Origin of the sequence: Streptomyces incarnatus (assembly GCF_001027185.1) — a bacterium.
Lineage (GTDB): Bacteria > Actinomycetota > Actinomycetes > Streptomycetales > Streptomycetaceae > Streptomyces > Streptomyces puniciscabiei.
On sequence record NZ_CP011497.1, the window covers coordinates 6110884 to 6129959 of the forward strand.

The 19076-nt window shown below is 71.7% G+C and carries 13 protein-coding genes; 4 read left to right on the plus strand and 9 right to left on the minus strand.

Features of this window, described 5'->3' with window-relative positions; translation table 11 throughout:
* The first annotated feature begins 17 nt into the window (after positions 1–17).
* The 3 genes from ABB07_RS27610 (at position 18) to ABB07_RS27620 (ending at position 7362) form a co-directional block, all read left to right on the plus strand.
* Positions 18–1394 (plus strand): alpha-amylase, encoded by a 1377-nt coding sequence (locus ABB07_RS27610; protein WP_208901245.1) that lies wholly within the window; start codon positions 18–20, stop codon positions 1392–1394.
* 231 nt (positions 1395–1625) lie between these two features.
* On the plus strand, positions 1626–6962 hold the full coding sequence (gene pulA, locus ABB07_RS27615; RefSeq protein WP_208901246.1) for a pullulanase-type alpha-1,6-glucosidase: 5337 nt from the start codon (positions 1626–1628) through the stop codon (positions 6960–6962).
* 34 nt (positions 6963–6996) lie between these two features.
* On the plus strand, positions 6997–7362 hold the full coding sequence (locus ABB07_RS27620; RefSeq protein WP_208901247.1) for a 5-carboxymethyl-2-hydroxymuconate Delta-isomerase: 366 nt from the start codon (positions 6997–6999) through the stop codon (positions 7360–7362).
* Between the two features lies 1 nt (position 7363).
* On the opposite strand, the gene ABB07_RS27625 is transcribed toward ABB07_RS27620, so the two are convergent.
* The 5 genes from ABB07_RS27625 to ABB07_RS27645 all read right to left on the minus strand — a co-directional run bounded on the left by ABB07_RS27625 (position 7364) and on the right by ABB07_RS27645 (position 12743).
* Complete coding sequence (locus ABB07_RS27625; protein WP_208901248.1) at positions 7364–8080, minus strand: TetR/AcrR family transcriptional regulator; 717 nt, start codon at positions 8078–8080, stop codon at positions 7364–7366.
* A 36-nt stretch (positions 8081–8116) separates the two neighbouring features.
* Complete coding sequence (locus tag ABB07_RS27630) at positions 8117–9139, minus strand: PDR/VanB family oxidoreductase (RefSeq protein WP_208901249.1); 1023 nt, start codon at positions 9137–9139, stop codon at positions 8117–8119.
* Positions 9139–10017 carry a metal-dependent hydrolase gene (locus tag ABB07_RS27635; RefSeq protein WP_208901250.1) on the minus strand — a complete coding sequence of 293 codons (879 nt, stop codon included), beginning with the start codon at positions 10015–10017 and terminating at the stop codon, positions 9139–9141. Before ABB07_RS27635 ends, ABB07_RS27630 begins: the two co-directional genes overlap by 1 nt.
* A 105-nt stretch (positions 10018–10122) precedes the next feature.
* Complete coding sequence (locus ABB07_RS27640) at positions 10123–12039, minus strand: hypothetical protein (protein WP_208901251.1); 1917 nt, start codon at positions 12037–12039, stop codon at positions 10123–10125.
* A 194-nt stretch (positions 12040–12233) separates the two neighbouring features.
* Complete coding sequence (locus tag ABB07_RS27645) at positions 12234–12743, minus strand: tetratricopeptide repeat protein (RefSeq protein WP_425264768.1); 510 nt, start codon at positions 12741–12743, stop codon at positions 12234–12236.
* A 113-nt stretch (positions 12744–12856) separates the two neighbouring features.
* Between ABB07_RS27645 and ABB07_RS27650 the strand changes: the two genes are divergently transcribed.
* Positions 12857–13267 (plus strand): hypothetical protein, encoded by a 411-nt coding sequence (locus tag ABB07_RS27650; protein ID WP_208901252.1) that lies wholly within the window; start codon positions 12857–12859, stop codon positions 13265–13267.
* 142 nt (positions 13268–13409) lie between these two features.
* On the opposite strand, the gene ABB07_RS27655 is transcribed toward ABB07_RS27650, so the two are convergent.
* The 4 genes from ABB07_RS27655 to ABB07_RS27670 form a co-directional block, all read right to left on the minus strand.
* Complete coding sequence (locus tag ABB07_RS27655; protein WP_208901253.1) at positions 13410–14984, minus strand: DUF1996 domain-containing protein; 1575 nt, start codon at positions 14982–14984, stop codon at positions 13410–13412.
* A gap of 136 nt (positions 14985–15120) precedes the next feature.
* Positions 15121–16152, minus strand: coding sequence for an NAD-dependent epimerase/dehydratase family protein (locus ABB07_RS27660; RefSeq protein ID WP_208901254.1), 1032 nt, complete (start codon positions 16150–16152; stop codon positions 15121–15123).
* Between the two features lie 69 nt (positions 16153–16221).
* Complete coding sequence (locus tag ABB07_RS27665) at positions 16222–16797, minus strand: winged helix-turn-helix domain-containing protein (protein WP_208901255.1); 576 nt, start codon at positions 16795–16797, stop codon at positions 16222–16224.
* 418 nt (positions 16798–17215) lie between these two features.
* A complete protein-coding gene (locus tag ABB07_RS27670; RefSeq protein WP_208901256.1) occupies positions 17216–19030 on the minus strand; it encodes a HEAT repeat domain-containing protein in 1815 nt (604 codons plus the stop codon).
* Positions 19031–19076: the final 46 nt, after the last annotated feature.

Here is a 19076-nt window from a genome sequence, read left to right on the forward strand (position 1 = left end):
GGACGAAGGACCCCCACATGGCACGCAGAACCCTCCCCACGGTGGTCGCCCTCACGGCCGCCGCTCTGGTTGGCATGAACCCGACCACCGCAGACGCCTCCCCGCCCGGCACCAAGGACGTCACCGCCGTCCTCTTCGAGTGGAACTACGCCTCGGTGGCCCGCGAGTGCACCAGCACCCTCGGCCCCGCCGGCTACGGCTACGTCCAGGTCTCCCCGCCCGCCGAGCACATACAGGGCCCGCAGTGGTGGACGTCGTACCAGCCGGTGTCGTACAAGATCGCGGGCCGCCTCGGCGACCGCGCCGCCTTCAAGAACATGATCGACACCTGTCACGCGGCCGGCCTCAAGGTCGTCGTCGACACCGTCGTCAACCACATGTCGGCGGGCAGCGGCACCGGCACCGGCGGCTCGACGTACAGCAAGTACGACTACCCCGGCCTGTACTCGTACCCCGACTTCGACGACTGCACCTCCCAGGTCACCAACTACCAGGACCGCTGGAACGTCCAGCACTGCGAACTCGTCGGCCTCGCCGACCTGGACACCGGCGAGGAGTACGTCCGCAAGACGATCGCCGGCTACATGAACGACCTGCTCTCGCTGGGCGCCGACGGCTTCCGCATCGACGCGGCCAAGCACATCCCGGCGGAGGACCTGGCGAACATCAAGTCCCGCCTGACCAACCCGTCCGTGTACTGGAAGCAGGAGGTCATCTACGGCGCGAACGAGGCCGTCCAGCCCTCCGAGTACACCGGCAACGGAGACGTCCAGGAGTTCCGCTACGCCTACGACCTCAAGCGGGTCTTCACCAACGAGAAGCTGGCCTACCTGACCAACTTCGGAGAGGGCTGGGGCTATCTCAGCAGCTCGGTGGCCGGCGTCTTCGTCGACAACCACGACACCGAGCGCAACGGCTCCACCCTCAACTACAAGGACGGCGCCGACTACACCCTGGCCAACGTCTTCATGCTCGCCTGGCCCTACGGCGCGCCCGACATCAACTCGGGCTACGAGTGGTCCGACGCGGACGCGGGCCCGCCCAACGGCGGCCAGGCCAATGCCTGCTGGCAGGACGGCTGGAAGTGCCAGCACGCCTGGCCGGAGATCATCCGCATGGTCGCCTTCCGCAACGCGACGCGCGGCCAGTCGGTCACCAACTGGTGGGACGACGGCAACAACGCGATCGCGTTCGGGCGGGGGAGCAAGGGGTATGTGGCGATCAACCACGAGTCCTCGTCACTGACCCGGACGTACCAGACCTCGCTGCCCGCCGGGACGTACTGCAACGTCCAGAACAACACGACGGTGACGGTGAACTCCAGTGGGCAGTTCACCGCCACCCTGGGCTCGAACACGGCGCTCGCGATCTACGCCGGCAAGCCGAGCTGCTGAGCCCGGACGCCTACTTCCAGGTGCCGCCCGTCGCGTGGCCGGACGAACTGCCCGTCGCGTACGAGCGGTTCGTCCCGGCCTCGTGAAATCTCTTGCCATCAGTTTCAAGACTCTTGCTGTAAACCTTTCGGCGGCGATACGGTCGCGCGGGGTCGGACCCAAAAGAGCCGCATGCGCTAGGAGTTACCGCCTGTGATACCGAGAGCGAGACGGGCCGCGGCCGTCACCGCCATGGCCCTTGCCGCCGCCCTGATCCAGCCACTGGCCGCGCAGGCGGCCTCCCCGCCGCCCGCGCCTCCTTCGGACGCGAGGCTCGCCGCCGTGCCGGCCCGGCATGACGACACGCGTGAGCAGTTCTACTTCGTCATGCCGGATCGTTTCGCCAACGGGGACACATCCAACGACAAAGGCGGCCTGACCGGTTCGCGACTCAGCACCGGCTACGACCCCACCGACAAGGGCTTCTACCAGGGCGGCGACCTCAAGGGCCTGACCAGGAAGCTCGACTACATCAAGGGCCTGGGCACCACCGCCATCTGGATGGCCCCCATCTTCAAGAACCGTCCCGTGCAGGGCACCGGCGCCAACGCCTCCGCCGGCTACCACGGGTACTGGATCACCGACTTCACCCAGGTCGACCCGCACTTCGGTACCAACGCCGACCTCAAGACCCTCATCTCCACGGCGCACGCCAAGGGCATGAAGGTCTTCTTCGACGTCATCACCAACCACACCGCCGACGTCGTGAGCTACGAGGAGAAGTCCTCCGACTACCTCTCCAAGGGCGCCTTCCCCTACCTCACCAAGGACGGCAGGCCCTTCGACGACGCCGACTACGCGGCCGGCGGCAAGAAGTTCCCGGCCGTCTCCCGCGCCTCCTTCCCGTACACCCCGAGGGTCACGAGCGACAGCAAGGTCCCGGCCTGGCTCAACGACCCGACGATGTACCACAACCGGGGCGACTCGACGTACGCCGGAGAGTCCACCACCTACGGCGACTTCTCCGGCCTGGACGACCTGTGGACCGAGCGGCCCGAGGTCGTGCACGGCATGGAGAAGATCTACGAGCGGTGGGTGAAGGACTTCGCCGTCGACGGCTTCCGGATCGACACCGTCAAGCACGTCGACATGCCGTTCTGGACCCAGTGGGCGACCGCGCTGGACAAGTACGCGGCCGAGCGCGGGCGGAAGAACTTCTTCATGTTCGGCGAGGTCTACTCCGCCGACACCTCCATCACGTCCCCGTACGTCACCCAGGGCCGCCTCGACGCCACCCTCGACTTCCCGTTCCAGGACGCGGCCCGCGCCTACGCCTCCCAGGGCGCGAGCGCCCAGAAGCTGGCGGGCGTCTTCGGCGACGACTACAAGTACACGACCGACAAGGCCAACGCGTACGAGCAGGTCACCTTCCTCGGCAACCACGACATGGGCCGCATCGGGTACTTCCTGAAGCAGGACAACCCGAAGGCGTCCGACGCCGAGGTCCTGAAGAAGGACGAGCTCGCCAACGAGCTGATGTTCCTCAGCCGCGGCAACCCGGTCGTCTACTACGGCGACGAGCAGGGCTTCACCGGCTCCGGTGGCGACAAGGACGCCCGCCAGACCATGTTCGCCTCCAAGGTCGCCGACTACCTGGACGACGACGAGATCGGCACCGACCGCACCCACGCCAGCGACTCCTACGACACCTCAGCGCCCCTCTACCGGCAGATCGCCGCGCTGTCCGAGCTGCGCAAGGCCAACCCGGCCCTGACCGACGGCGTCCAGACCCAGCGCTACGCCGCCGACGGCGCCGGGATCTACGCCTTCACCCGCACGGACGCGAAGACCGGGCAGGAGTACGTCGTCGCCCTCAACAACGCGGACACGGAGAAGACGGCGACCTTCGCGACCGGTTCGGCGGACATGTCGTACCGGGGCATCCACGGCGCCACCGGCACCGTGACCTCCGACGGCGACCGCAAGGTCACCGTCACCGTCCCGGCCGAGTCCGCCGTCGTCTACAAGGCCACCGGCACCCTCACCCGGCCCGCCGCCGTGCCGACGATCACCCTGAAGGCCCCGGCCGCCGGAGCCACCGGCACGGTGGAGGTCGGCGCCGACGTCGACGGCGGTCAGCTGAACCGGGTCGTCTTCGCCGCCCAGGTCAAAGACGCCAAGTGGCAGGTGCTCGGCTCCGCCGACCACGCCCCGTACAAGGTCACCCAGACCCTCGGCAAGGACGTCCCCGCCGGGACCGCGCTGCGCTACAAGGCCGTCGTGGTCGACTCCGCCGGGCACACCGCGAGCGCCACGGCGAGCAGCGCCTCCGGCACCCCGGCCGCGCCCGAGGTCCCCACGGCCTCCTCGCGTGACTACGCGATCGTCCACTACCAGCGCACCGACGGCGACTACGACACCTGGGGCCTGTACGCCTGGGGCGACCTCGCCGACGGCGAGGCGACCACCTGGCCGGCCGGCCACCCCTTCGTCGGCCGGGACGCCTGGGGCGCCTTCGCCTATGTCAAGCTCAAGCCGGGCGCCTCGAACGTGGGCTTCCTGGTCGTCGACAAGAACGGGAACAAGGACGTCTCCGCCGACCGGAGCATCGACGTCACCAAGACGGGTGAGGTCTGGGTCGAGCAGGGGAAGCCTGACGTACTGACCCAGAGGCCCGACTACCCGGCGCAGGACAAGGCCAAGGCGGTCATCCACTACCACCGCGCCGACGGGAACTACGACGGCTGGGGCCTGCACGTGTGGACGGGTGCCGCGCACCCCACCGACTGGTCGAACCCGCTGAAGCCGGTGAAGACTGATGCCTATGGCGCGGTCTTCGAGGTGCCGCTCACCGAGGGTGCCACCAGCCTCAGCTACATCATCCACAAGGGCGACGACAAGGACCTGCCCGCCGACCAGTCCCTGGACCTCAAGGCCAACGGCTACGAGGTGTGGCTGTTGAACGGGCAGGAGAAGTACCTGCTGCCGCAGCCGGCGGGCAGCACGGCCGCCCTCGACCTGAGCACCTCCAAGGCGATCTGGATCGACCGGGACACCGTCGCCTGGAACGGCGCGGACGGCGCCGCCTCCACCCAGCTGCTGTACTCCCTCGACGGCTCGATCGCCGTCAAGGACGGGGCGCTGACCAGCGACGACGAGCGCTGGATCCGGCTGGAGAAGACCACGCTGACCGACGCCCAGAAGGCGAGGTTCCCGCACCTGAAGGACTACACCGCCTGGTCCGTCGACCCGCGCGACCGGGACCGGGTGCGTGACGCGCTGAAGGGCCAGCTGGTGGCCTCGCAGCGGGCCGCCAACGGGGCCGTCCTGGCCGCGACCGGCGTGCAGATCGCGGGCGTGCTGGACGACCTCTACCCCGGCGCCACCAAGGCCGCGCTCGGCCCGGTCTTCCACGACGGCAGGCCGACGCTCTCCGTGTGGGCGCCGACCGCGCAGAGCGTGTCCCTGGAGCTGGACGGCTCGGCCCACGCCATGCACCGCGACGACACCACCGGCGTCTGGTCCGTCACCGGTCCGGCGTCCTGGAAGGGCAAGCCCTACCGGTACGTCGTGAAGGTGTGGGCGCCCAGCGTCCGCAAGATGGTGACCAACAAGGTGACCGACCCCTACTCGGTCGCCCTGACCGCGAACTCCGAGCGGAGCCTCGTCGTCGACCTGAACGACAAGGCCCTCGCCCCGAGCGGCTGGTCGGCCCTGCACAAGCCCAGGGCCGTACCGCTGAAGGACGCGCAGATCCAGGAGCTGCACATCCGGGACTTCTCGGTCGCCGACAAGACCGTCCCGGCGCGGGACCAGGGCACCTACCTGGCCTTCACCGACAGCAGCAGCGACGGGTCCAGGCACCTGCGGGAGCTGGCCAAGGCGGGCACGTCGTACGTCCACCTGCTGCCCGCCTTCGACTTCGCCACGGTCCCCGAGAAGAAGGCCGACCAGGCGAGCACCGACTGCGACCTGGCCTCCTACGCGGCCGACTCCGACAAGCAGCAGGAGTGCGTGGCGAAGACCGCCGCGAAGGACGCCTACAACTGGGGCTACGACCCGTACCACTTCACGGTTCCCGAGGGCTCGTACGCCACCGACCCGGACGGCACCGCCCGTACGGTCCAGTTCCGCAGGATGGTGCAGGCGCTCAACCAGGACGGCCTGCGGGTCGTCATGGACGTCGTCTACAACCACACGGCGGCCGGCGGCCAGGCGGACACCAGCGTGCTGGACAGGATCGTGCCCGGCTACTACCAGCGGCTCCTCGCCGACGGAAGCGTGGCCAACAGCACCTGCTGCGCCAACACCGCGCCCGAGAACGCGATGATGGGCAAGCTGGTGGTGGACTCGATCGTCACCTGGGCCAAGGAGTACAAGGTCGACGGGTTCCGCTTCGACCTCATGGGACACCACCCGAAGGCCAACATCCTCGCGGTCAGGAAGGCCCTCGACGCGCTGACCGTCGCCAAGGACGGCGTCGACGGCAAGAAGATCATCCTGTACGGCGAGGGCTGGAACTTCGGCGAGGTCGCGAACGACGCCCGGTTCGTGCAGGCCACGCAGAAGAACATGGCCGGCACCGGCATCGCCACCTTCTCCGACCGCGCCCGTGACGCGGTGCGCGGCGGCAGCCCCTTCGACTCCGACCCCGGCGTCCAGGGCTTCGCGTCCGGGCTGTACACCGACCCCAACTCCTCCACCGCCAACGGCACCAAGGACGAGCAGAAGGCCCGCCTCCTGCACTACCAGGACCTGATCAAGGTCGGGCTGAGCGGCAACCTGGCGAAGTACCACTTCACCGACACCGACGGCAAGGAGGTCACCGGAGCGGAGATCGACTACAACGGCTCGCCCGCCGGTTACGCGGACGCGCCCGGCGACGCCCTCGCCTACGTGGACGCGCACGACAACGAGTCGCTGTTCGACGCCCTGACCTACAAGCTCCCGAAGGACACCTCCGCCTCCGACCGGGCCCGCATGCAGGTCCTGGCGATGGCCACGGCCGCCCTGTCGCAGGGGCCGGCCCTGTCCCAGGCGGGCACCGACCTGCTGCGCTCGAAGTCGCTGGACCGCAACTCCTTCGACAGCGGGGACTGGTTCAACGCCATCCACTGGAACTGCGCCGACGGCAACGGCTTCGGGCGCGGGCTGCCCATGGCGGCCGACAACCAGTCCAAGTGGGACTACGCCCGGCCGCTGCTCACGAGCGTGAAGGTCGGCTGCCCGCAGATCACCGGCGCCTCCGCCGCCTACCGGGAGCTGCTGAGGATCCGCACGACAGAGAAGGCGTTCTCGCTCGGCACGGCCGCGCAGGTGCAGGACCAGCTGTCCTTCCCGCTGTCCGGCAAGGACGAGACGCCGGGGGTGATCACGATGAAGCTCGGTGACCTGGTCGTCGTCTTCAACGCCACCCCGCAGCGGCAGGAGCAGCGGATCGGCGACCTGGCCGGGACGCGGTACCGGCTGCACCCGGTGCAGGCCTCCGGCGCCGACCCGGTGGTGAAGACCTCCGCCTACGCGGCCGGTACGGGCACGTTCAGCGTCCCGGCGCGGACGGTGGCGGTGTTCAGCCGGGTGGCGAAGTAGGGTCGGGTCCGTTGCCGTAGAACAGGAGTGCGCAATGCCGCAGATCACCGTCGACTACTCCGACACCATGGAGAACGCCTTCGACCGGGCGGGCTTCGCGCGGGCGCTGCACGAGGCGACCGTGGAGATCGCGGCGGCGAAGCCGGAGGCCTGCAAGACGCTGTTCCGGTCGAGCGCGCAGACGGCGTACGGGTACGAGGACCCGGGGGTGCGCGGTCACGCCATCGTGCACGTGACCATCGGGCTCCTCGCCGGCCGCAGCGACGAGACCAAGGCGAGGCTGACGGAGGCGGCGCTGGAACTGCTGCGCAGGCATGTGGCGGACGTGGCGTTCCCGCTGCTGCACGCCTCCGCCGAGGTCCGCGACCTGGACCCGTCGTACCGGAAGTTCGACCGGTAGTTCAGGGCGCCAGGGACAGCAGCCGGCCGACGAGCTCCGCGAAGGGGCCGTCGGCCGGCTCGTCCTTGACCATCTCCTTCAGCAGGGTCGCCATGCCCTCGTCGTAGGCGGCGCTGACCGCGGCCAGCGCGGCGAAGTCGTGCACCAGCTGGATCTCCAGCTCGGCGCGCGGGATGCGCCGGCCGTCCAGCCAGAGCAGCGCGGTGGACTCGGCGAGCGAGATCCAGGAGCGGATGACCAGCTCCAGGCGCGGGGAGGCGTCGGTGACGCCGAGGTGCGCGAGGATCTGCTCGTACGCGGCCTGGCGCACGGAGTCGATGAGGGCGTTCGTGGCCGACACGTGGTCCTTCGAGCTGACCCCGTCCGCGGAGACGGCCGGGCCGCCGCGCATCAGCGCCGAGAAACCGGGGCCGTGCTCGTCCACGAAGTCGAAGAAGCGGCCCATCACCCGCAGCAGCCGCGCGCCGAGCGGGCCCTCGTGCGGCTCGGCGAAGCGGCCCGCGAGATCCTCCGCGGCACGCTTCAACGCGGCCTCGTACAAGCTGAGTTTGCCGGGGAAGTAGTGGTAGACGAGCGGCCGCGAGATGCCCGCGGCCGTCGCTATCTCGTCGATGGAGACTTCGTCGGGCGAGCGTCGGCTGAACAGGTCGAGGGCGACGCCGATCAGCTGCTGCCGCCGCTCCTCGACGCCCATCCTGCGGCGAACCCCGGTACTCATGGGCACACCTTACCGATCGGGTTCGACCGCGGGTGTTCACATGTCGAGCACCAAACGATCGCTTCGGGCCCGCGAGACGCAGATCAGCATCGAGTCGGCGCGCTCCTCGTCGGTCAGCAGCTCGTCGCGGTGGTCGATCTCCCCTCCCAGTACCCGCTGTTGGCAGGTCCCGCAGAAGCCCTGCTCGCAGGAGTAGGCGGTGTCCGGCAGTTCCCGGCGTACGGCGGCCAGCACGGTGGAGTCGGCGGGCACGGTCACCGTCCGTCCGCTGCGCCGGAGTTCGACCTCGAACTCCGCGTTGCCGTCGGACGACGTACGCGGCGCGAACCGTTCCAGGCGGACGTCCGGGAAGCGCTCCGCGACGGCCGTCATGAGCCCCTCGGGCCCGCAGCAGTAGACGGCGGCGCCCTCACCCACGTCCAGCGCGTCGAGGTCCGGCCGACCCTCCACGACGGTCACCCGGTCACCGCCCAGCTTCTCGACCTCCTCCAGGAACGGCATCGAGGCCCTGTCGCGCCCCGCGTACAGCAGCCGCCACTCGGCACCGTCGGGGAGTGCCCGCAGCATCGGCAGCAGCGGGGTGATCCCGATCCCGCCGGCGACGAAGACGTACGACTCCGCCTCGACCAGCGGAAAACGGTTCCGCGGCCCCCGTACCTGAAGCTCCATGCCCTCCGTCACCTGCTCGTGCACCTCGCGCGAGCCGCCCCGCCCGCCGGCGACCAGCCGGGTCGCGACGGTGTACGAGGAGGTGTCCTCCGGGTCGCCGCACAGCGAGTACTGCCGGACGAGCCCCGACGGCAGCACGAGGTCGAGATGCGCCCCGGGCTCCCAGCGCGGCAAGTCCCGCCCTTCCAGGCGGAGTTGGACCACCCCTTCGGCCACCGTCTCGTGCGAGGTCACCAGCAGCCGCAGGGCCCGCGAGCGCGGCCGGCCCGAGGTGGGCTCCTCCAGTGCGGGCAGCGGCCACAGCGGCGAGGCCTGGATGCGGCGGCGCAGGGCCTGCCGGGCCAGCAGGGCGGCGCCCGCGACGAGCACGGCGTTGCGCAGCTTCGGCATCAGGCGGCCCTCTTCTCCGCCGCCGTGGCCGCCGGTGAGGAGGCCAGGTAGGCGACGGCCTGCTCGGTGTCGCCCACCTGCGAGGGATGGTAGTCACGGCTCAGATAGCGGGGGATGGACCGGAGCATGTCCCCGGTCGAGGGCAGCAGGCCCCGCCTGCCGCGGACGTAGAAGTCCTTGAAGGTGGCCTTGCCGTCGATGAGGGTCGGGTCGTTCTCCATGAAGAACCGCGCCCCGCGCTGCCACAGGAACACCAGCGCCGAGAAGGCGGTGGCCCAGGTCCGTACGCGCCGCCGGTAACTGCCGTCGACGTGCAGGAACAGCTCGAAGGCGACCGAGCGGTGCTCGACCTCCTCCGCGCCGTGCCAGCGCAGCAGGTCCAGCATGGTCGGGTCGGCGCCGCGCCGGTCCAGCTCCTCGGCGTTGAGCACCCAGTTGCCGAGGAACGCGGTGTAGTGCTCGATCGCCGCGATGAGCGCGACCCGCTCCATCAGCCACCACCGGCGCGGCCTGCCCGGCGGCAGCGTCCGGTCCCCGAGCAGCTTCTCGAAGAACCAGTCGACCTGCGCGGTGTACGGCGTCGGGTCGAGCCCCTGCTCGCGCAGGTGCGGCAGCACCTCGTCATGGGCCTGGGAGTGCATGGCCTCCTGGCCGATGAACCCGATGACGTCCTCGCGGAGCCGCTCGTCGCGTATGTACGGCAGCACCTGCTTGTACACGTGCACGAACCACCGCTCACCGGCGGGCAGCAGCAGGTGCAGCACGTTGATGGTGTGCGTGGTGAACGGATCCTCCGGCACCCAGTGCAGCGGCGTGCCGTCCCAGGAGAAGGACACCTTGCGTGCCTTGAGCGGCACCCGGGCCTGCGTGTTAGACATGGCGTCAATGTACTGACGGGTAGGCCCGCTGAGAACCCCTGCGACAGGGCTTGTTTACGCCGGTGTCAATAAAGGTGGCTCTTCCGGGGGCCCACTCCATGGCGCCTACTTCAACCCGTCGACCTCGGTCCCGTCCGTCAGCGTGCCCTTCAGCGTGGCCCGGGCGCCCTGCTTGGCCCGGGCCACCAGGAACTGCCCCTGACCGGCCGCGGTGACCCCGCCGCCCGCCTGGATCGACGCCGTGTCCTTGTCGCCCGCCGCCAGCAGGTACCAGTGCCCGGCCGCGGACTTCCACAGCACTCCGGCGAGCACATGGGGGTCACGTGGCCCGCAGGCCCGCGCGTCCGTGCCCCTGGCGACCAGCGCCCCGACCGGACGGCCCGGCAGGCCGAACAGGGCCAGCGAGCCCGTGCCGTCACCGCGCCAGGTCTCGGCCCTGGCGCACACCCAGGAGGCCGATCCGCTGCCGTCGGGCAGCGGCTGGCCGGCGAACGACCAGGCGTTGACGCTGCGCACCCCGCCGGAGCGCGCCGCGTCCAGCGCACAGGCGAACGGCGCCCAGGCCCGCAGCCCGGCCGGTCCGGACGCCTCGCCGGGCGAGCCGGGCCGGCCCGCGGTGAGGTGGGCCGGTACCAGCTCGCCCAGGTCGGTGGTGAGTGACGTACCGGAGGCGCCGGTCAGCTGGAGCACGGTCCAGGAGGTGCACCTGCCGGGCTGCAGCGCGGGGCTGGCCAGCGGCGCGGTGATGCCGTCGGTGACCTTCACCGGGGTCGGGTCCGCGTCCGGCTTCATCAGGTTCCGGGAGGCCACCTTCCTGACCCAGGGTGCGGTCAGGTACTGGGCGTTGCCGTCGGAGCGGCCCAGCACCAGCGCGCTCGCCTCGGCGCCGGTCGCGCCGTCGACCCGGGCGAGGTCGAGGGCCGCGCCCTGGGTGCCGTCGACCGGCTCGGCGTAACGGGCGATGCGCAGGCCGTCGTAGAGCAGCACCACGCGGGCGCCCGCCACCTGGCCCGCGTACAGCAGCTGGGGCGGGCCGGCCGGGCCGCCGGTCTGGGTGCCGGGGGTCGCCGAGACGTGGACCGTGGCGCCGGGGCGGGCCCACACCGCGAGGGCGCGGCGCAGCAGGTCCGTGTCCCCGGTGAGCGGGCCGCGCGCGGGCCACACCGAGAAGTCCGTGCGGGCGGCGGTCTTCCAGTCGGCGGGGGAGACCTGGATCAGCCGGGCGGGGTCGAGGGCGGCCTCGGCGGCCGGGTTCCCGGCGTAGACGGGCGCGGCGGCGCCGTCCGGGCCCCAGCCGCCCGAGGGCAGGGTGACCAGGGCCCCGCAGACCGCGAGGGCCGCGGCGGCGGCGAGCGCGGCCTTGGTGTGCTGGCGGCGGCGCATCAGATCGGTGGGCCGGGCCTGCAGCAGGCAGGGGTCGAACTCGGGGGAGGCGAGCAGCGCGGGCTGCGTGGGCACGCCGTTCGCCGAGGCCAGCGCGCCGCCCGGGTCGTCCACCCCGGCCGAGGTGAGCACCTTGCGGATCTCCGCGTCGGACAGCTTCTCCAGGCCGCGCAGCACATAGGCGGCGCGGGCCGGGCCGGACAGGGCGGACAGCCGCTGGTCCAGGGCGAGTTCGTCGGCGCCGCCCGAGCGCGGGAACAGCCTCAGGCCCCACACCTGGGGCAGCAGCGGCGGCAGCTGGGAGAGCCGGGGCAGGCCCTTGCGGGGCCGGGCGGCCTCCAGCGCCGTACGCAGGACGCGCTCGCGCAGGAAGGCGTACCCGGGGTCGCCCTCGGGTTCGGAGCTCTGGGCCGGGATCACGGCCTGCCGCCCCCGGCCGCTGGGCAGGGCGCGCTGGGCGAGGGAGTGTGCGGTCAGCACCCGGCGGCTGCGGCCGAGGCCCGGCGGCAGCACCAGATAGGCGATCCGGACCAGCCGTGGATAGTGCTCGACGAGCGCGGCCTCGGCCTGCTCGACATCGAACGGTCCGGTGTTCCCGGAGGCGGGTGCGTGACGCTGGGCTACATCCTGTGACTGCACGTCATGGAGAACGAGCGAGCCGTGGGTTGGTCACCACCGGATGGGTGATTCGGCCAACCGGCGGTACGCCCCCCGGTCCGCCGGCAGTCCGGGGGCTCGGCTCTCGGCTCGCCGCTCAATCCGTCGGCCGACCGTCGGCTCGGCTCTTGGTCCGCCGGCTCGGCCGTCGGTCCGCCGGCGTGCGCAGCCCCGCCTCAGTCCCGCGGGTCGACCAGCGCGCGGGCGTAGTTCGCCATCGACCGCTGGTAGCGCGGCAGATGGGGGGCCAGGGCGCAGAGGACGAGGGACAGGCCCTCGCGGTCGCGGCCGAGGCTGGACAGGCACAGGGCGAGACAGGCCCGTACCGCGTCGTCCAGTTCGTCGGAGGGAGCGTCCAGCTCGGGGGTGAGCAGCTTGACGCCCTCCTCCGCCTCGCCGATGTTCCGCAGCGAGCTGGACAGCTGGATCTTGGCCCGGCGGCCCTTGTACTGGCTCGCCTCGCTCAGCCCGCGCGCCAGCGCCTCCCGGTACAGCGGCACCGCCTTGTCCGAGTGCCCGGTCGAGTCCCAGGCGCAGGCCTGCTCGAAGGGGCCCAGCGGGCTGTCGTCCGGCAGCTCGGCGACCAGGGCGTCGATCACCGCGCGGAACTCGTGGGCGCGCTCTTCCGGATAGTCGTCGAAGGTGGCCCAGGCGGCGGCCACGCGGTCTTCCCAGTTCTGGTTCACCGCGCCACCTTCGCACACCCGTGCCACTCCGGCACCGGATTTGAGCGGACGGCGGCCGGCAGCCGTATCCGAAGGAGCTGAGGCATGCTTGGCCCACAGGACCGGAGGAACAGATGAGGGTGACACGTGCGGTGCTCTGTGCTGCGGCCGTACTGGCGCTGGCGGGCTGCGGTTCGGGCGGGGACACCAAGGCGGTCCCGCCCACCGCGACCGGCAGCCTGGAGAGCCTGGCCGCCGAGGTGAAGTGCAAGCCGAACATGCAGACCGACGCCGACACGATCCGCCAGGCCATCTGCACGAACACCGACGGGAAGTTCATCCTCGCCACGTTCTCCACCGACCGCGGCCAGCGCGAGTGGATCAACGACGCGAAGGACTACGGCGGTTACTACCTCGTCGGCCGCAAGTGGGTCGCCGTCGGCGACGACGGGGTGGTCAAGGCGCTGCGCGGCACGCTCGGCGGGGACGTGGAGATCGGCACGAACCACGCCGGCCACGCGTCCCATTCCGGGCACGGCGGCTGAGACCGTTCCGGGCGCGCGGCTGGGACCGATCAGGGCACGGCGGCGGGGACCGTTCAGCGCACGGCGGCTGATGCGCACGAGAAAGGCCGGTGACGGGAGGGGGGTCCGTCACCGGCCTCGTCTCGTGGCCCGCGTCAGGCGGTCATGCGCAGTTCCGGCCGCTGTTGATGCAGTTGGCGATCCGGTTCGCCAGGCCACCGGTCGTGACGCTGATGAAGTCGTCGTGGTCGGTGATCGGCTTGTGCAGCTCCTCCGGGAAGCCGTCGACCGCGTAGGCGTTCTTCACCGTGCCGTCCGCCTGGATGACGGGCTGCGGCACGTTGTAGACCAGGCGCATCGTCAGCTGCGGGATCGCCTTGAAGCCGTTCGGGCAGACACCGCTCGCGGGGTCGGCGAAGGCCACGTGCGTGCGATGGTTGGCGCTGTCGATGTTCTGGCCGTCCCAGCAGCTCTGGAAGGCGAACGAGCGCACCACGTTGCTGCCCTGCGGGCAGATCGGGTACTTGTCGGTCAGCTGCACCCGGTTCTCGAAGCCGGTGCAGCTCCAGTGCGCGTTGGCGTTGGCGGGACCGTTGACGAAGGCCTTGGCGTCACCGGTGATGATCCGCAGGAACTGCGGCATCGCGACGACCTTGCTCGCCGGGCTGCCCACGTACTTGATCTGGGCCTGCTGGGCGACCAGGATCTTGCCGACGTTGAGGTCCTTGCCACCGCCGTCCGCGCCCGCGTCCTTCTCCTGGGTGCCGTCCTGCTCGCGGATGACCGGCCAGTAGTACGCCGACAGGTCGTTGCGGTTCTGGCAGCTGGTGCCGCCCTGCAGGAACGTCTGGTTGCTGGAGAACGCGTTGACCTTCTGGTTGCCGACGTAGTCGTGCACGTGGTGGGCACCGTTGGTCACGCCGGGCGCGACGATCACGTTGTCGCTGTTGTGGTTCTGGTTCGCGTTCACACCGCAGCGGGTGGTGAAGGTGCCCGTCGAGGCGTTGGGGGTCTTGTTCGGCTTGGACAGGACGTTCGGAGCGACCTTGGTGATGTCCACGAAGTCCGCCGCGGCCGGGCCGTCACCGGCCTGCCCGCCGTTGTTGCCCTGCTGCTGACCGCCCTGCTGCTGGCCACCTTGCTGTTGACCGCCCTGTTGCTGGCCGCCCTGCTGCTGACCGCCTTGCTGCTGGCCGCCCTGTTGCTGGCCGCCGTTGTTCTGCTGCTGGCCACCGCTGTTCCCCCCGGCGGTGGTCTGATTCGCGGTCTGCGTCGTACAGGCGGCGAGCTGCGACAGGGCGGTGTTGAAGGTGCCGCCGACGCGCTGGACGTCGATCCGGATCCGGTCGATCGTCGCCGCCCGCTTGTCCTTGAGGGGGCCGACGATCGCGTTCTGCACGAAGCTCGGATCCTTGGCCTGCGCGTTGCGCGTGGAGGCGAGCCGGTTGTAGGCCTCGGTGATCTGCCGGTCGAGGTTGGCCAGCTCGGTCGCCACGCCCTGGCGGGCCGCGTTCGGCACGTTCGTCAGCTTCTGGCCGACGTCCGGGCAGGAGATCGTCGCGACCTGCGCCGTCGCGGCTTTCGTCTGGTTGCCTCCCCACGACTGGTTGTTCGACTCATGCGCAGAGGCATAGAAGTTCGCCCAGATCAGCCCGCCCCCACCGAGCGCTAGGGCCGCCGATGCGGCTATGGCCTTGGCGGCCAGCGGCGTACGGCGTTTTCGTGTGTTGCGTCCCATGGAACTCCTCTGACTTCCTTGCGGGGCAGCATCGAGGCGCCCGACAGGAGTGAAGCGGCGCCCTTCCATACGGACGCCGCCCCAGAGGTGTTCACCGGTCTCACAAATTCCTCGCAGGAACACCGGAGTTGGCAGGTCAGCGGTCCTGGCCCGGACCGGCCTCCGCCCCGGCCAGTACCTTGGCCTCCGTCTCCGGGTCGAGCCCCGGCGCCGGCCGGTCCGGCCGCCGCGGTGCCGTGCCGCCGATGTCCGTCAGCCACCGCCAGGTGTCGGCGACGGTCTCCCGCACCGGCCGGCACACAAGGCCCGTGGCCAGCGCCCGGGACACGTCCCCCCGGTGGGCCGAGTCGTGCAGGTCCGTGCCCGGCGGCGTCCACACCGGCAGCTGGGTCCACGGTTCGATCCCGGCGTCGAGGACGGTCCGCGGGTCGGTCCAGCGCAGCTCGGCATCGGCGCCGGTGGCCCGGACGCACTCCTGGAGCAGCTCGCCCATGGTGGTGTGCCCGGACGGGCCGACCAGGTCGTACGGCCCGCTCAGCCGCTGCTCGACCGCGCCGAGGAGCCAGTCGGCCAGGTCGCGGGCGTCGATGTACTGCAGTGGCAGGTCGCGTGGTCCCGGCGCCAGGACCGGGCCGCCGCGGGCGATCCGGGTGAGCCACCAGGGCAGCCGGCCCACGTTCTCGTACGGTCCGAGGATCAGCCCGGCCCGCGCCAGCAGCGAGTCCGCCGCGCCGAACACCTCGACGGCGGCCAGCTCGCCGCCCCGCTTGTCGCGGGCGTAGTCCGTCGGCCCGGCGTCGGCGGCGGCGCCCTCGACCACCGCGCCCTCCTCGCCGGCCCCGCCCAGGCTGGGCCACGGCCAGGTGTACACCGACCGGCTGGAGACGTAGACGTACCGCCCGGCACGGTCCCGCAGCAGCCGTGCCGCCGCGAGCACGGCACGCGGCTCGGCCGACCAGGTGTCGATCACGGCGTCCCAGGAGCCGGCGTCGGCGGCGAGCGCGGCGAGGCCGTCCGGGGCGGTGCGGTCGCCGTGCAACGACCGCACCCCGGGCGGCGGTCGGTGCCGTCCCCGGTGGAAGACGGTCACCTCCCAGCCGCGCCCCAGCGCCGCCGCCACGACGGCTCGCCCCACGAATTCCGTACCGCCCAGCACCAGAAGTCTCATACCGGTGATCGTGCCCGCTCCGGGCGCCCGGCGGTACGGGACTTAGCCGAGGGCAGAGCCGGGGGAGGGTCAGCGGCTGGTCGGCGGTGTGTACTTGTAGCCCACCCGGCGCACCGTCTGGATCGACTGGCGGTGCTCGGCGCCCAGCTTGCGGCGCAGCCGGGCGATGTGGACGTCGACGGTGCGGCCGTCGCCGACGTGGCCGTAGCCCCACACCGTGGTGACCAGCTGGTCGCGGGTGTGCACCCGGTGCGGATGGGCCACCAGGTGCGCCAGCAGCTCGAACTCCAGGTAGGTGAGGTCGAGTTCACGGCCGTCGACGCTGGCGGTGCGCTGCACCGGGTCGATCCGCACCAGCGGCTCGGCGCCCGGGTCCGCGACCTGGGCCGCCGTCTCCGGCTGGTCCGGCACCGCGACCGGCAGGAACGGCGGGTGCTGGTCGGCCGGGACCAGCACCAGGTAGCCGACCATCGGGGGCTGTCCGGGGAGGGTCGGCAGGGTGTGCTGCGGCGCGGGCAGCCAGGTGGCGCCCGGCGGCAGGAAGTCCGCGACGTCGACCACCTCGTCCCGGTCGACGGCGCGCAGCCGGTGCCGGGCGGGTGCGGTCAGGGTGGAGGCGGAGGAGAGAGAACGAGTGGTCGCCATGAGAGGTCAGCTCTTTCGCGCGAGAGGTTCGTCGGTGGGAACGACGGCCGCGATTCGTGGTCGGGCGCGCCGGAGGACGTACGTCGTTTCGCGCTGGCCGAAGGCCGGGGGTTACGGCTTTAGAGGGCCCGCGCGTTCACCGCGCGGCAACACACCCGGTCGAAGTCGTGGTGCTGACGGGAAGGCCAGAAGGGCTCGAGGTCATGGCGACCCGTCGCGGTGTACTTCTGGAAGCTGGCCATGGGCCCATTGAAGCAGACGCGGGCGCCGGACAGGAGCCGCCTCTCACAGCTTGGACGCTTCCTTGGTACGAAGTTGACGTGGCAGGTGTGTCGCCGACGCGTACAAAGCCCTGATCAGCGGCTTCCGGGCCGCCGAGGTGTCCGGAATGCCGTCTCGGCATCCGGACACGCGGTGTTCAGCCGGGCACCGTCGCGGAGCACAGCAGTTCCCGTACGGCGCTCCGCAGGACGTAGTCCGGATGGGGGCCGCCCTCGACGAACAGGTCGGAGCGGACCCGCCGCTCCGACTCGGCGACTTCGCGCAGCGGGGCCACGGCGAACCGGGGGAGCAGGCCGATCGCGGTCAGCGCGGGAAGGGCCGGGGGGAGGCCGAGGCCGGACCAGGAGTCCCGTCCGACCAGCCACCGGGCGAGGGGCTCCACCGTGTCCTCGGTGCGGCCGGTGATGCGCCACAGGGCCAGCGCCGCCCGGCCCCGGCCGCCGGCCGTGCGTCTCTCCGCCAGCCGTCGCTCGACGAGCGGCAGCAACGGCGCGGCGGCGGGGCCGAGTTCACCGGCGTGGTCCACCCACTCCGGGTCCGCGTCGGCTGGTTCGCGGCCCAGCAGGGCGAGCGCGGGCTCCGGATCGCCGGTCACCCGGTGGTACGCCAGCGCGGCGGCCATCGACACCGAGGAGCCGGCACCTCCGGTCGCCGCCGCCCGCAGCGCCTCGGCACCGGCCCCACCGGCGGCCGCTACGAGCCCGCCCAGCACGTGCACCTCGGCGTACGTGCCGGCGTGTGCCGGCAGCAGTGCGGCGAGTTCGGGCACGGCCTCCGCCGCCGCCTCCGGATACCGCGCCAGCACTCCGGCCAGCCGCGGCGAGACCGCCGCCGGCCGCCCGGCCACGGCCCGCGCCACCGGCAGCGCCGCCGCCCCGAACTCCTCGGCCACGGCGGTGACGGCACGAGCGGTGCCGTCCAGGCCGGGCGCCTCCTCGACCAGCCGTACGACCTCGGGCACCGCCTCGGCCGCACCGGCGCGGGCCAGCACCGTGAGCGCCGCCGCCCGCACCTGGGGGTCCGCGGAGTCCAGGTGCGGCAGCGCGCGCTCCCGCACCCGCCCGCGCGACTCCCGCGGCAGCGCGCACGCCAGCCGGGCCAGCCGGTACAACTCCCAGGCTGCGGTGACCGGTTCCGCCAGGACCCACGGCAGGACGTCCGCCTCGCGGTCCCGCCACCGCTCGGTGATGTCGTGGGCGAGCGGCACACCCCGGGTGAGGGCCCGCACCGCCGCCTCCGGGTCGTCCTCCAGGAGCCGGTCGGTGAACGGGCGGTAGGGATCCGGCCAGTGGCCGCTCTCCCGGTCGTGCGGGTCGGCGGCGTGGGCCCGGGCGCAGACGTCCACCAGCTCGCCGGGCAGGGGCAGTTCGGCGGTGCGCAGCAGGTCCTCGGCGGCGGCGAGCCGTATCCGGGGCTCGGGGTCGGTCAGCAGGCCGTGCCGCCAGCCGCCGTCGCCCGCCTCCAGCAACCCGAGCGCGGTCACCACGTGCTCGCGCACCCGGGGGTCGGGCTCCTCGGCGAGCCGGGCCCGCAACAGGGGGAGCAGCGGCAGGGCGTACGGATGGCCGAGGCTCGCGATCAGCAGCACCATGGCGTCCCGGGTCTCCGGGTCGGTGTCGTGCGCGAGGTGCAGCAGGGGCGGGAGTGCCTCGGCCACGGCCCGCCGCGCGGCGGCGCGTTCGGCGGGGCTCCCGGCGCCGTCCGCGATGGCGGCGATCAGCCAGAGCAGCTCCCGCCGGTGGCCGGGCCCGTCGAGGGCCAGCCGGGCGAGGCGGGGGACGGCGGCGGCCGAGGCGTCGTGGATGCCGCCCTGGTGGCACAGCGCGGAGAACAGCTCGTGCGACGCCTCCTCGCGTACGGCCGCGTCCTCGGACGCCATCGCGCTCAGCAGCCCGGGGATGTCGTCGGCGGGCCCGTACGCGTGCGTGAGCTTCCCCCAGTCGATCTCCATGCCCCCACGATGGCACGCACCACTGACAACGCGGCCGTCCGGCAGC

Coding starts and splice junctions, on each gene's coding strand:
- ABB07_RS27610 (WP_208901245.1), top strand. CDS start 18: ATGGCACGCAGAACCCTCCCCACGGTGGTCGCCCTCACGGCCGCCGCT.
- pulA (WP_208901246.1), top strand. CDS start 1,626: ATGGCCCTTGCCGCCGCCCTGATCCAGCCACTGGCCGCGCAGGCGGCC.
- ABB07_RS27620 (WP_208901247.1), top strand. CDS start 6,997: ATGCCGCAGATCACCGTCGACTACTCCGACACCATGGAGAACGCCTTC.
- ABB07_RS27625 (WP_208901248.1), bottom strand. CDS start 8,080: ATGAGTACCGGGGTTCGCCGCAGGATGGGCGTCGAGGAGCGGCGGCAG.
- ABB07_RS27630 (WP_208901249.1), bottom strand. CDS start 9,139: ATGCCGAAGCTGCGCAACGCCGTGCTCGTCGCGGGCGCCGCCCTGCTG.
- ABB07_RS27635 (WP_208901250.1), bottom strand. CDS start 10,017: ATGTCTAACACGCAGGCCCGGGTGCCGCTCAAGGCACGCAAGGTGTCC.
- ABB07_RS27650 (WP_208901252.1), top strand. CDS start 12,857: ATGAGGGTGACACGTGCGGTGCTCTGTGCTGCGGCCGTACTGGCGCTG.
- ABB07_RS27655 (WP_208901253.1), bottom strand. CDS start 14,984: ATGGGACGCAACACACGAAAACGCCGTACGCCGCTGGCCGCCAAGGCC.
- ABB07_RS27660 (WP_208901254.1), bottom strand. CDS start 16,152: ATGAGACTTCTGGTGCTGGGCGGTACGGAATTCGTGGGGCGAGCCGTC.
- ABB07_RS27665 (WP_208901255.1), bottom strand. CDS start 16,797: ATGGCGACCACTCGTTCTCTCTCCTCCGCCTCCACCCTGACCGCACCC.
- ABB07_RS27670 (WP_208901256.1), bottom strand. CDS start 19,030: ATGGAGATCGACTGGGGGAAGCTCACGCACGCGTACGGGCCCGCCGAC.